Source organism: Pilosibacter fragilis (assembly GCF_032490495.1).
Classification (GTDB): domain Bacteria; phylum Bacillota; class Clostridia; order Lachnospirales; family Lachnospiraceae; genus Pilosibacter; species Pilosibacter fragilis.
Map to the genome: position 1 here is coordinate 128,598 of NZ_JAVYJB010000004.1, position 13,066 is coordinate 141,663.

At 49.5% G+C, this 13,066-nt stretch carries 12 protein-coding genes; all 12 read left to right on the forward strand.

Going from position 1 to position 13,066, the window contains the following annotated elements; all coding sequences use genetic code 11:
- Positions 1-151 precede the first annotated feature (151 nt).
- The 12 genes from ABCW45_RS04930 to ABCW45_RS17905 all read left to right on the forward strand — a co-directional run bounded on the left by ABCW45_RS04930 (position 152) and on the right by ABCW45_RS17905 (position 13,026).
- Entirely contained in the window at positions 152-1,321 is a 1,170-nt protein-coding gene (locus tag ABCW45_RS04930; RefSeq protein WP_343220402.1) for a cation diffusion facilitator family transporter, read from the forward strand.
- A gap of 238 nt (positions 1,322-1,559) precedes the next feature.
- Positions 1,560-2,630 (forward strand): hypothetical protein, encoded by a 1,071-nt coding sequence (locus ABCW45_RS04935; protein WP_118736399.1) that lies wholly within the window; start codon positions 1,560-1,562, stop codon positions 2,628-2,630.
- 262 nt (positions 2,631-2,892) lie between these two features.
- Positions 2,893-3,990, forward strand: a complete 1,098-nt coding sequence (locus tag ABCW45_RS04940; RefSeq protein ID WP_343220403.1) for a glycosyltransferase — start codon at positions 2,893-2,895, stop codon at positions 3,988-3,990.
- A gap of 128 nt (positions 3,991-4,118) precedes the next feature.
- Positions 4,119-5,048, forward strand: a complete 930-nt coding sequence (locus ABCW45_RS04945; RefSeq protein ID WP_343220404.1) for a collagen-like domain-containing protein — start codon at positions 4,119-4,121, stop codon at positions 5,046-5,048.
- 308 nt (positions 5,049-5,356) lie between these two features.
- Positions 5,357-5,761, forward strand: coding sequence for a PaaI family thioesterase (locus ABCW45_RS04950; RefSeq protein ID WP_015553334.1), 405 nt, complete (start codon positions 5,357-5,359; stop codon positions 5,759-5,761).
- A 243-nt stretch (positions 5,762-6,004) separates the two neighbouring features.
- Positions 6,005-6,424, forward strand: a complete 420-nt coding sequence (rpsL, locus tag ABCW45_RS04955; RefSeq protein WP_117483763.1) for a 30S ribosomal protein S12 — start codon at positions 6,005-6,007, stop codon at positions 6,422-6,424.
- 256 nt (positions 6,425-6,680) lie between these two features.
- Complete coding sequence (gene rpsG, locus ABCW45_RS04960; protein WP_021905592.1) at positions 6,681-7,151, forward strand: 30S ribosomal protein S7; 471 nt, start codon at positions 6,681-6,683, stop codon at positions 7,149-7,151.
- A 15-nt stretch (positions 7,152-7,166) separates the two neighbouring features.
- Positions 7,167-9,293, forward strand: a complete 2,127-nt coding sequence (gene fusA / locus ABCW45_RS04965) for an elongation factor G (protein ID WP_343220405.1) — start codon at positions 7,167-7,169, stop codon at positions 9,291-9,293.
- Positions 9,294-9,433: 140 nt separating this feature from the next.
- Positions 9,434-10,627: an elongation factor Tu gene (gene tuf, locus ABCW45_RS04970; protein WP_015553337.1), complete on the forward strand. Its 1,194-nt coding sequence runs from the start codon at positions 9,434-9,436 to the stop codon at positions 10,625-10,627.
- 328 nt (positions 10,628-10,955) lie between these two features.
- Positions 10,956-11,168 carry a FeoA family protein gene (locus ABCW45_RS04975; RefSeq protein ID WP_015553338.1) on the forward strand — a complete coding sequence of 71 codons (213 nt, stop codon included), beginning with the start codon at positions 10,956-10,958 and terminating at the stop codon, positions 11,166-11,168.
- 230 nt (positions 11,169-11,398) lie between these two features.
- Positions 11,399-12,601, forward strand: coding sequence for a pyruvate kinase (locus tag ABCW45_RS04980; protein WP_343220406.1), 1,203 nt, complete (start codon positions 11,399-11,401; stop codon positions 12,599-12,601).
- Positions 12,602-12,774: 173 nt separating this feature from the next.
- On the forward strand, positions 12,775-13,026 hold the full coding sequence (locus ABCW45_RS17905) for a hypothetical protein (protein WP_425518589.1): 252 nt from the start codon (positions 12,775-12,777) through the stop codon (positions 13,024-13,026).
- Positions 13,027-13,066: the final 40 nt, after the last annotated feature.

Genomic DNA, 13,066 nt, shown 5'->3' on the forward strand with positions numbered 1-13,066 from the left:
TGTTTGAGTATACAGATGGTTAGAAGAAAGCAACTTGTAACGATTCGGCGAGCCGATGGGCTTTCTGTGCTGAATGTGAGAAGACCTGAATTACAATTTCTTGATTTTTGGCTTGGCGCGGCAAGTGTGCGGACCGATGGAGGTGTTTTACATGATTACGATACTGTCCGGCTTATTTATTAAAAACAGAGATCAATTCGGGAACAGCGATGTGCGCCGTGCCTACGGCATGCTCTGCAGTATTGTGGGCATCGCGCTCAATGTATTTCTGTTTGCCGGAAAATATCTGGCGGGTGTGATCAGTGGATCCATCGCTATTACGGCGGATGCATTCAATAACCTGTCAGATGCAGGATCATCCTTTATCTCTCTTGTGGGATTTAAATTTTCCGGCATGAAGGCTGACGCGGATCACCCCTTTGGACACGGGCGCATCGAGTATGTCTCCGGATTTGGAGTTTCCATGGTCATCATTCTCATGGGAATCGAGCTTTTCAAAACTTCCATAGAGAAGATCTTTCATCCGGAGCCGGTGGAGACAGGCGCTCTGGCGGTGGGGATCCTTGTGGTCTCCATCTGTGTAAAGGGATACATGTGCTTTTACAATCGGACAGTCGGCAAAAAGATCCAGTCGGAGACCATGAAAGCGACGGCTATGGACAGTATGAGCGATTCCATCGCGACAACGGCGGTTCTGATCTCCATGGCTGTGGCCCATGTGACAGGCATTAGTATCGATGGATGGTGCGGCTGCCTGGTGGCATGCTTTGTATTGTATGCAGGATTTGGCGCGGCGAAGGATACCCTGAATCCGCTTCTCGGAGAACCGCCTTCCAGAGAATTTGTAAATGAGATCAAGACGATCGTTATGGCTCATCCTGAGATCCTTGGGATCCATGATCTAGTGGTCCACGATTACGGCCCGGGGAGGCGCATGATATCCCTCCACGGGGAAGTGTCCGGGGATTGCGATATCTTTGAGATCCACGATGTGATCGATCGGATCGAGAAGGAATTGAAGGAAAAACTTGGCTGTGAGGCCGTGATCCACATGGATCCGATCGTCGTGAATAACGAGGCGATCAATGAGACAAAAAAGGAAGTTGTTGACATGATCAACGAACATTTTCCGGGCGTCACCATCCATGATTTCCGCATGATCCAGGGTCCAACCCATACGAACCTGATCTTCGATGCGGTGGTTCCATTCCAGTATGGGAAAACGAACGAAGAGGTAAAACAGGGGATCGCGAACCTGATCTCAGAGAAATGGGATGGTTATTACGCAGTGATACAGGCAGAGCAGTCATATCTGGAATAAAGAAAAGAGATTGAATCCGGCAGAGCGTGCAGAAGCGCTTTGCCGGATTTTTGCAGTTAAAGAAAACGTAAGAAGTCTACAGGAAAAATGGTTTGCGATTGCATGGTTGAACTGCTATACTTGAGATATGGAACTCACGGAAGTATGTGGGCAGATGGGTGACAGAACAGGCGCTCCGGCATCTGGAAACTTGTGCAGATGACCGACGCGGTTGTTGAATTTTAAGGAGGTCTCTTTTATGAAAAAGTGGAAAATGATCCTTACTGCAGCGATGCCGTTAGCAATGGCACTGTCCTTCCCGGCATTCGCGGGCGAATGGCACGAGGATATGAACGGCAGGTGGTATGAGAACGATGACGGTTCCTACTGCCGGAACGGCTGGTACTGGATCGATGGTGATCATGATGGCTGGGCACAGTGCTATTATTTTGGAAATTCCGGTTATCTGCAGATGAATGCCGGATATGCGCAGACAAATACGGGTCATGCGGACGGATATGAGATCGACAAAAATGGTGCCTGGAGCGTAAATGGTGTTACCCAGGTAAAGGCAGTTCCGACCGCTGTCGCGGAGAACGATCCGGAGGCGCTGAAGGTCTATGAGGAAGCACAGCAGCTTAGCGAGTCTCTCCCGAGCGCGAATATCGATGTGGACTATACGATCACCATGTCTTATCTCGGACAGAATATTGATATGTCCATGAATATGAAGCTGATGATGAAAGAGGACGCGAACGGAGACATGCAGTTTGTATGCAAGGGTACCGCGGATACGCTTGGAACCGCAGTGCCGATCGATATGTTCTACACAGACGGATACATGTATGTGAACACTATGGGCATCAAGTACAGGCAGGCCATGGATCTGGAAGCTGCGAAAGCTCAGGCCACACAGATCAACATGGATCTGGATACGGATGTTGTCAAAGGCTTGAGAATGTATACAAGCGGTGACACAAGGAAACTTGCATTCACTATTGATGACCAGAAGATCAACGAGATCCTGACCGCAGTTACCAGCGCGACCGCAGAGACCTACGAGGAGCTTGGGGTCACTCTGGACATGAAGATCAATGAGTCGAACGGCGAGATGACGGTCAACAAAGATGGCTATTGCGAGGCTATGAAGATGTTTATGGACTACGGAATGAGTGTCACAGATCATACAACATCCGAAGCTGATGAGATGAACTATAAGATGGATATCAATATGACATATAAGAATCCGGGCAAGGAAGTTTATTTTGAGATCCCATCTACAGATGGCTACGAAGATATTGCTGTGGCTTATGTGGCAGATGCGGAATAGGGGCAGTAGAATCGGAACCGGTCTGGCTCGTTAAAAAGTGAAGTGTAAATGGGCGCTGGTTTGCGTATGGCTGAGAGGTCATGGCAGATCAGCGCCTTTTTGTGCCACAGGAAATCCCTGTTCACAGATGGAAGCGGCAGGCTTTGCAGAAATGGAGTTTCAACTGTAATGAGATCTGCCTGCAGCTGCGTCTGGGAGAATAGCAGATTGGAGCATCTCTCATATATTAAGATAGAAGAAACAGGACAAAGAGGGAGAGATTATGGTATCCATCAGCCTATGCATGATCGTGCGCAATGAGGAAAAGGTCCTCGGAAGATGCCTGGCCTGCGTGCAGGGATTTGCGGATGAGATCATAATTGTGGACACGGGATCTACGGACCGGACGAAGGAGATCGCATTTTCTTTTACGGACAAGGTTTATGATTTTAAATGGAAGGATGACTTTGCAGCGGCGAGAAATTTTGCTTTTTCCAGGGGAACGGGGGATTACCTGTTCTGGCTGGATGCAGATGATGTGGTAAGGCAGGAGGAACGGAGAAAATTAATGGATCTTAAGAGACAGCTGGATGACGAATGGCCGGATGTGGTGATGATGAAATACGCGGTTGGATATGACGGGGATGGCGCACCGTCATTTTTCTTTTATAGAGAACGTCTTTTAAGGCGGTGCGGAAAAGCCGTATGGAAAGGGCGCATCCACGAGGCAGTGGAACCCTTTGGAAAAGTAGTGCGGGAAGATATCATGATCGAGCACCGGAAAGTGGGGACAGGGGATCCGGACAGGAATCTTCGGATATTTGAGCAGATGCTCCGGGAGAATGGAAAATTATCTCCGCGGGATCAGTATTATTACGGAAAGGAATTATATTACCACAGAAGATACCGGGATGCCGCTTCCGTATTTTCGGAATATCTGGAACTGCCGGATGGCTGGCGGGAAGACCGGGTGGATGCCTGCAGGCATGGAGCGTACTGTATGTATCGGATCGGAGACCGGGACCGGGCACTAAAGTTTCTGCTTTCCGGACTTTCTGAGGGGATCCCGAAGCCGGAGCTCTGCTGTGATCTCGGATGGTGGTTCTTCTCGGCCAGGCGCTATCGCGACGCAATTTTCTGGTACGGGCAGGCAGTTCAGACCGGAAGGTGGACCGGGGAGGACGGTTTTGTGATGCCGGAGTGCCGGGGATATATTCCGTATCTGCAGATGTGTGTATGCTATGACAGGCTGGGGGAATGGAAAACGGCGGAGCGGTATAATGAGCTGGCGGAGAGGTGCCGGCCGGGGACGGAGACATGCCAGTTAAACAGGAAATATTTTGAGAAAAGAAAAGAGCGGCAAATTGAATGGATCCAGTGAGGTGACAGCAGGAGTTTTGGACAAAAAATCGCAGAAGTAGCAGTTTCGGACGGGCAGCATAGATTATAGTAAGCGAACAACCTGTATGGGATGTCCGCCAGGAAAATATGCTGAAAGGGGAATTGATCATGCGCAATTATGAATATGATTTCTGGGAGAACGAGGACTGCAGAGCAGAGAGCTGCCGGGGTGGAGACGAGAGAGGACACTGGGATGGGAACTGTTGCTGTGGCCGAGACGGAAGAGACCGCTGGGACGGAACGCAGGGCTGTGGCGGAGATGGAAGAGGTGGCTGCGGTGGGAATTGTGGCTGCGGAGGAAACAGAAGAGGCGGCTGTGGCGGAAATTGCGGAAGCGGCTGGGGATATGGCTGGAGACACGGAACCTGCTGCTGCCGAGGACCGCAGGGTCCGAGAGGCCCTCAGGGATGCCCGGGGCCTGAAGGACCGAGAGGTCCACAGGGGTTTCCGGGATTTGACGGAGCGCCGGGAGCGACAGGCCCGATGGGCCCGATGGGACCGGCAGGAGCGCCGGGGGTGACAGGGCCGATGGGCCCGATGGGTCCGGCAGGAGCAGTGGGAGCGACAGGTCCGATGGGTCCGGCAGGAGCGCCGGGAGCGACAGGAGCGATGGGCCCGATGGGTCCGGCAGGAGCAGTGGGAGCGACAGGCCCGATAGGCCCGATGGGTCCGGCAGGAGCAGTGGGAGCGACAGGTCCGATGGGCCCGATGGGTCCGGCAGGAGCAGTGGGAGCGACAGGTCCGATGGGCCCGATGGGTCCGGCAGGAGCAGTGGGAGCGACAGGTCCGATGGGTCCGATAGGTCCGGCAGGAGCAGTGGGAGCGACAGGTCCGATGGGCCCGATGGGTCCGGCAGGAGCAGTGGGAGCGACAGGTGCGATGGGTCCACAGGGGCCAACCGGTCCGACAGGTCCCGCAGGGACAGTGACAGCGGCCGCTCCGGTGGCAAATGCCACAGACTCGGAGAACGTGGTGAATCAGTTTAATGAATTACTTGCAAATCTGAGAACGGCTGGACTTCTGGCACCCAATCCCTAACGAAGGATAGATTAAAAGAGGAGACCGCAGATGCGGTCTCCCTCAGGATCGAAAGAGATTTGTAACGGTTCAGCCCGGGAGCGGTATCGTTCCAGAATGTGTATCGGATGTGGACTAAATCGCATCGGGGGGGATCAAATCGCACCGGGGGTCTTGCATGAAAATTTCCGGTATGGTAAAATCCTGTCTGAAAATATACAGTGCTTGTAACAGTTCAGTACCTTTGCAGTTGCGGGCAAAAATCTATTCCGGACCGGCTGTGCGATGGGATTATTGACACTGCCGGAACGCAGAAGGAGGAAAAAGTCATGAAAGAAACATGGAACGTCCTCGACCCGGACGAGTATGTAAAACACAATCCATTTATGGGATATACCAATATGAAGATTGAAAAGATCTCCCCGGAATGCAGTGAGATCAGTATGAAGATCACTCACGGCGTGACAAACCTGATGGGCATGGTCCATGGCGGAATGCTCTATGCTCTGGCAGATGTGGTAACAGGCCTCACGGCCAGAGCCGACGGAAGAAAATATGTGACCCAGAGTGCCCATATAAACTTTATCCGGAACGTATCGGAGGGAACGGTCTATGCAAAAGGCATCTTGATCCGCCGCGGCAGATCCATCACAATCGTCCGCAGTGAAGTGACAGATGAAAAGGGAGATCTTCTCGCTGATGTGACCGTGGACATGTTCTGTCTTGGAGAGTAGTCTCCTGGCAGGAGAAAAACAGGCCAAACCTGTCAAAATCACAAGAGATAAATTTGAGACAACTCATCCAGGCGTGTCATGATCGAAAAACGCCGTATTTTCAAAGAAAATTTAAGGTTTCTCCTTGACATGCAGAAAAACTCTGTATATAATAATGGGGCGTGCATCGGGTACGTCCCGTTTTTTGTGCGCATAAAGGCTGAAAGCAGCAACCAACAGTCAATATCACAGGAGGTGAAAAGAATGCCAACATTTAACCAGTTAGTAAGAAAAGGTAGAGAGACTACTGTAAAGAAATCTACAGCTCCGGCACTCCAGAAAGGATACAATTCCCTTCATAAGAAAGCCACAGATACATCTGCTCCGCAGAAGAGAGGTGTATGCACAGCTGTTAAGACTGCAACTCCTAAGAAGCCGAACTCCGCTCTTAGAAAGATTGCCAGAGTACGTCTTTCCAACGGTATTGAAGTAACAAGCTATATCCCGGGTGAGGGACATAACCTTCAGGAGCACTCCGTTGTTCTGATCCGTGGTGGTCGTGTTAAGGACCTTCCGGGTACCAGATACCACATCATCAGAGGTACTCTTGATACTGCAGGCGTTGCCAACAGAAGACAGGCTCGCTCCAAGTACGGCGCAAAGAGACCGAAAGATAAAAAATAATTGCGAAGCAATTATTGCTACTCAAACGTAGCGAAGCGGAGTTCGAGTTTCCCGTCTTAAGTGGCGGTCGATAGAAACTTGAACAACCGCATAGGGATCACTAACAGGAATAAAGTGAATGCGTACAACGCATATTAGTGCCGGTGGTATTTGACCTGTGGTTGCAGGAAATAGATAGAAAACCGCGCGCGAACACATTTTATGGAAACATGTGAGTACCGATGATATAATTTTTATAATTAAGGAGGGAAGTAACGTGCCACGTAAAGGACATACTCAGAAAAGAGACGTATTAGCAGACCCGCTTTACAGCAACAAAGTTGTAACCAAGCTGATCAACAACATCATGCTTGATGGTAAGAGGGGCGTTGCTCAGAAGATTGTTTACGGCGCTTTCGAAGAGGTCGCTGAAAAGACTGGTAAGGACGCTGTAGAAGTATTTGAAGAGGCTATGAACAACATCATGCCGGTTCTCGAGGTTAAGGCAAAACGTATCGGTGGTGCAACATACCAGGTACCGATCGAGGTTAAGCCGGAGAGAAGACAGGCATTAGGCCTTCGCTGGATCACTCTCTATTCCCGTAAGAGAAGCGAGAAGACCCAGGTAGAGAGACTTGCAAACGAGATTATGGATGCTGCAAACAACACAGGCGCATCTGTAAAGAAGAAAGAGGAAATGCATAAGATGGCTGAGGCTAACAAGGCATTTGCTCACTACAGATTCTAATAGGAGGAAAAATCCTTGGCTGGAAGAGAATATCCGTTAGAGAGAACCAGAAATATCGGAATCATGGCTCATATCGATGCTGGTAAGACAACAACGACAGAGCGTATCCTTTATTATACTGGTATTAACTATAAGATCGGTGATACTCACGAAGGTACAGCTACCATGGACTGGATGGAGCAGGAGCAGGAGAGAGGTATCACGATCACATCCGCAGCTACGACTTGTCACTGGACTCTTCAGGAAAAGACAAAGCCGAAGGCTGGCGCACTTGAGCACCGTATCAACATCATCGATACACCAGGCCACGTAGACTTCACTGTTGAGGTTGAGCGTTCCCTCCGTGTACTTGATGGCGCTGTTGGCGTTTTCTGTGCAAAGGGTGGTGTAGAGCCGCAGTCCGAGAACGTATGGCGTCAGGCTGATACCTACAACGTACCGAGAATGGCATTCATCAACAAGATGGATATCCTTGGTGCAAACTTCTACGGCTGTGTAGATCAGATCCGTACAAGACTTGGCAAGAACGCGATCTGCATCCAGCTCCCGATCGGTAAGGAAGACGAGTTCAAGGGAATCATCGACCTCTTCGAGATGAAGGCTTACATCTACAATGATGATAAGGGCGATGATATCTCCGTAACAGACATTCCGGAAGATATGGCAGATGATGCAGAGCTTTACCACGGCGAACTCGTTGAGAAGATCTGCGAGCTCGATGATGACCTCATGATGCAGTATCTTGAGGGTGAGGAGCCGACCGTTGATGAGATGAAGAAGGTTCTTCGTAAAGCAACCTGCGAGTGTCAGGCAATTCCGGTATGCTGCGGTACAGCATACAGAAACAAAGGCGTACAGAAGCTCCTTGATGCGATCATCGAGTACATGCCGTCTCCGCTTGACATCCCGCCGATCAAGGGCGTTGACCTTGAGGGCAACGAAGTAGTTCGTCATTCTTCCGATGATGAGCCGTTCTCCGCACTTGCATTCAAGATCATGACAGACCCGTTCGTAGGTAAACTTGCATTCTTCCGTGTTTACTCCGGAACAATGAACTCCGGTTCCTACGTATTAAACGCAACAAAAGATAAAAAAGAGCGTGTTGGCCGTATCCTTCAGATGCATGCAAACAAGAGACACGAGCTTGACAAGGTTTACTCCGGTGATATCGCCGCTGCAGTTGGATTCAAGTCCACAACAACTGGTGATACAATCTGTGACGAGCAGCATCCGGTAATCCTTGAGTCCATGGTATTCCCGGAGCCGGTTATCGATATCGCAATCGAGCCGAAGACAAAAGCCGGACAGGATAAGATGGGCGAGGCTCTTGCAAAGCTTGCTGAAGAGGACCCGACATTCCGTGTTCATACTGATACAGAAACAGGCCAGACCATCATCTCCGGTATGGGTGAGCTGCATCTGGAAATCATCGTTGACCGTCTCCTTCGTGAATTCAAGGTAGAGGCTAACGTTGGTGCTCCGCAGGTTGCTTATAAAGAGACAATGACTAAGGCTGTTGACGTAGACAGCAAGTACGCGAAGCAGTCCGGTGGTCGTGGACAGTACGGTCACTGTAAAGTACACTTCACACCGATGGATCCGAACGGCGAAGAGACATTCAAGTTCACTTCTTCCGTTGTCGGCGGTGCTATTCCGAAGGAATACATTCCGGCTGTCGGCGAAGGTATCGAAGAGGCTACAAAGGCCGGTATCCTTGGCGGATTCCCGGTACTCGGCGTAGCTGCAGATGTATATGATGGATCTTACCATGAGGTCGACTCTTCCGAGATGGCATTCCACATCGCTGGTTCCATGGCATTCAAGGATGCTATGGCGAAAGGTAACCCGGTACTTCTTGAGCCGATCATGAAGGTAGAGGTTACAATGCCTGAGGAGTACATGGGCGACGTTATCGGTGACGTTAACGCACGTCGTGGACGTATCGAGGGTATGGAAGATATCGGCGGCGGCAAGATGGTTAAGGCATATGTTCCGCTTGCTGAGATGTTCGGCTACTCCACAGACCTTCGTTCCAGAACACAGGGTCGTGGTAACTACTCCATGTTCTTCGAGAAGTATGAGCAGGTACCGAAGAGCGTTCAGGAGAAGATCATCGCTGAGAGAAAGGGCGCTGCGAAATAATCCCACGGGATTATTTCCGGTTTCCTCTTGCATATAGCAAGAATAGGCTTGAAAAACTTTTTCGAATGGAATATAATAGTATTCAGCCTAAGTTAAATATGATAGCCCAATGGGCGCAAAATTAAGGAGGACGTTTTAAAATGGCAAAAGCTAAGTTTGAAAGAACCAAACCGCATTGTAACATTGGTACCATTGGACACGTTGACCATGGTAAAACAACATTAACAGCAGCAATCACAAAAGTTCTTGCAGCAAGAGTTGCAGGTAACACAGCTGAGAACTTTGAAGATATCGATAAAGCTCCGGAAGAGAGAGAACGTGGTATCACAATCTCTACAGCTCACGTTGAGTATCAGACAGAGAAGAGACACTATGCACACGTTGACTGCCCAGGCCATGCTGACTATGTAAAGAACATGATCACTGGTGCTGCTCAGATGGATGGTGCTATCCTCGTTGTAGCTGCTACTGATGGTGTTATGGCTCAGACAAGAGAGCACATCCTGCTTTCCCGTCAGGTAGGCGTACCGTACATCGTAGTATTCATGAACAAGTGCGATATGGTTGACGATCCGGAGCTTCTTGAGCTCGTAGAGATGGAGATCAGAGATCTTCTTAACGAGTACGAGTTCCCGGGCGATGACACTCCGATCATCCAGGGTTCCGCTCTTAAGGCTCTTGAGGATCCGAATGGTGAGTGGGGCGACAAGATCATGGAACTTATGGACGCTGTAGATAGCTACATTCCGGATCCGGTTCGTGACACAGATAAGCCGTTCCTTATGCCGATCGAGGATGTATTCACAATCACAGGTCGTGGTACAGTTGCTACAGGCCGTGTAGAGCGTGGTACTCTTAAACTTAATGATGAGGTTGAGATCGTTGGTATTCACGAGGAGACTCGTAAGACAGTTGTAACTGGTATCGAGATGTTCCGTAAGCTCCTTGACCAGGCTCAGGCTGGTGATAACATCGGTGCTCTTCTTCGTGGTGTTCAGAGAACAGAGATCCAGAGAGGTCAGTGTCTTGTTAAACCGGGTTCCGTAACCTGCCACAAGAAATTCACAGCTCAGGTTTACGTTCTTACTAAAGACGAGGGTGGTCGTCATACACCGTTCTTCAACAACTATCGTCCGCAGTTCTACTTCAGAACAACAGACGTTACAGGCGTTTGCGAGCTTCCGGAAGGTACAGAGATGTGCATGCCGGGCGACAACGTTGAGATGACAATCGAGCTTATCCATCCGGTAGCTATGGAGCAGGGTCTTCGTTTCGCTATCCGTGAGGGCGGCAGAACTGTTGGTTCCGGTAGAGTTGCTACAATCATCGAGTAATCAACGAATCTAATACCGAGGTGCTTTGCACCGAAAAAATAAATATAGTATCTCCGTGAGATATTTGTGTCCAAGCGTAAGAGACCCGCAGAACTTTGTTCTGCGGGTTTTTCTGTTACAAAAACAATATATGCTATGTTAGCAGTACCGAATTTGTGATTTTGCCGTAGACGAAAAGATTACATGCACCTAACTGATTTTACGCTTGACTAACCAATAGTTTGAGGAGTATTCTATAAAAAGAAGATACAAAATGAATAAATTCATATAAATTTACAGACAATATCCGATAAAACAATTGTAAAGCATAGGATCAGGGGGCGTTATTATGCAGGCTTTATCAACGGCAAAATCAGGGGAACGTTATACAATTAAGTGGATGCTCGGAAACCAGAAGGTGATGGATTTTCTTCATCGCCACGATTTCTGCGAGGGAAACCCGATCGATGTGATCCTGCGGAACAATGACTGGATGATCATTGGAAATGACATGTGCAGAGTCGCGATCGGATGTGAAGTTGCGGATAGAATCCAGGTTTAAGGTTTTTGAAAGATAAATAAAGAATGGGATCTTCGATAAAAGAAGGTGTGGCGGACAGAGAAAAAAGGTCTGGCGCACCTTTTATATTGCCATGCATCTGGAAAAAGCTGCCGGTGGCAGGTTCTGTAGCCAGGAAAGTCGGGAAAAGTTCTTCCCGCAGGGAAACTGGATGACAATCCCATCGCCTTATGATATGCTTGAGGAAGAATAAGGATCAGGAGGACGTTTAGATGGTGAATATATACGGAACGCTGGGACCGGCGTGCGCAAGCGAGAAGGTGCTGGCGGAGATGTTTTCACTGGGAATGACAGGAATGCGGCTGAACCTGTCCCATGTTACGCTCGCAGAGTCAGGGGATCTGATTGGAAAGATGAAGCGCGCAGCAGAAAAATGCGGGGTAAAACCGCAGCTTCTCGTGGACCTTCAGGGACCGGAACTGCGAACTGGAACCATCTCTGAGCCTGTTTCGTTGAAGAATGGGGATATTGTAGAGATATGCGGAATCCCAGAAAAAGTGAAGGATTCCTCAGTAGGTGGGGCAGATAGAAAAGAAATCGCACAGAAATCTGAAAATAAAGATATCGAGAAAATACCAGCTGAGAAAAATACATTTGGAAAAGGTTCTGGAAACGCTGATCGGTCCCAAAATAAACGTGACCATGTGAAAGCACCTGGAGAGTATGCGAAGATCATGCTTCCGGAACTCACTTTCCCATACCTGATTCCGGGCCAGGAAGTTCTCCTGGACGATGGGAAGATCCATTTAAAAATTGTGGAAAAAGCGGAAAATGTGACCGAGAATGGTGGAGAAAACACTCAGGAAAAGCGTTATTTCGCAAAGGTCCTCTGGGGCGGTCTCCTAAAGAGCAGAAAGAGCGCGGCTCTTCCGGGCGCGAAGATCTATCCGCCGACGCTGACAAATTCTGACCTTGCAAACATTAAGATCGCAAAAGAGATGGGCGTGACCGGTGTCATGCAGCCATTTGTGAGAGATCACAGTGACTTGGAGTGCGTAAAAGAGGCGCTTCGGGAGGCGGGAGCGGAGGATATCAGGCTCTTCGCGAAGATCGAAAATATGGATGGCGTCCGGAAACTGGAGAAACTTCTTCCGGCGGCGGATGAGATCGTGATCGCCAGGGGTGACCTTGGAAATGCCGTTCATCTCTGGGACCTTCCGGGTGTCCAGCGCCAGATCGCCGAGAAGTGCCGGGCGGCGGGAAAGCCGTTCATGGTAGTGACCCAGATGCTGGCCTCCATGGAGCGTAGCCCTGTCCCGACCCGTGCGGAGGTAAATGATATCTTCCATGCTGTGATGGATGGCGCTGCTTCAATCATGGTGACAGGGGAGACTGCGGTCGGAGATTACCCGGTGGAAGTCATCCGGTATATGGTGAATACGGTGAGAAGCGCGGAGAAGGAAGAAAATAGATAAACAATTGCAAGTGTTTGACAAATTGATGCACTTGACGTGCGAAAAATCCAGAAAGAAAAAATAAGTAGAATGACTAGAAAGCGAAAAAATACGTTCCATCTACGGCAGGTACGATTCTTTCATCCAGAGCTTAGAAAGAACCGTTGGCACACCGGGATGGAACGTATTTTTAAATGGGTGATGTAAGGGCGGAGCGTGCGGAAGACGAACTGGCTGGTCTCATGGGTGACCGGGATGTGGGAGAGATCTACGAGAAGACCGAAATTGTTGTGGGTCATCCGCATCTCGGCGCCGAATTTTGCCGCGTATGGAGCCGGTTCCATGAGGGAGGCTTTGTCGGGAAAACTCATCCATTGGAGCGCACCGACGCGGAAATATTTGTGGATCGATTCATTCATAATTTTAAATGTAGTTCAGTATCGTAAGGAACGGAACATTTCCTTTCTCCTGGATAGCAAATGACGA

Excerpts from the sequence above, each read along its gene's own strand:
- ABCW45_RS04930 (WP_343220402.1), top strand. The coding sequence starts at position 152 with ATGATTACGATACTGTCCGGCTTATTTATTAAAAACAGAGATCAATTC.
- ABCW45_RS04935 (WP_118736399.1), top strand. The coding sequence starts at position 1,560 with ATGAAAAAGTGGAAAATGATCCTTACTGCAGCGATGCCGTTAGCAATG.
- ABCW45_RS04940 (WP_343220403.1), top strand. The coding sequence starts at position 2,893 with ATGGTATCCATCAGCCTATGCATGATCGTGCGCAATGAGGAAAAGGTC.
- ABCW45_RS04945 (WP_343220404.1), top strand. The coding sequence starts at position 4,119 with ATGCGCAATTATGAATATGATTTCTGGGAGAACGAGGACTGCAGAGCA.
- ABCW45_RS04950 (WP_015553334.1), top strand. The coding sequence starts at position 5,357 with ATGAAAGAAACATGGAACGTCCTCGACCCGGACGAGTATGTAAAACAC.
- rpsL (WP_117483763.1), top strand. The coding sequence starts at position 6,005 with ATGCCAACATTTAACCAGTTAGTAAGAAAAGGTAGAGAGACTACTGTA.
- tuf (WP_015553337.1), top strand. The coding sequence starts at position 9,434 with ATGGCAAAAGCTAAGTTTGAAAGAACCAAACCGCATTGTAACATTGGT.
- ABCW45_RS04975 (WP_015553338.1), top strand. The coding sequence starts at position 10,956 with ATGCAGGCTTTATCAACGGCAAAATCAGGGGAACGTTATACAATTAAG.
- ABCW45_RS04980 (WP_343220406.1), top strand. The coding sequence starts at position 11,399 with ATGGTGAATATATACGGAACGCTGGGACCGGCGTGCGCAAGCGAGAAG.
- ABCW45_RS17905 (WP_425518589.1), top strand. The coding sequence starts at position 12,775 with ATGGGTGATGTAAGGGCGGAGCGTGCGGAAGACGAACTGGCTGGTCTC.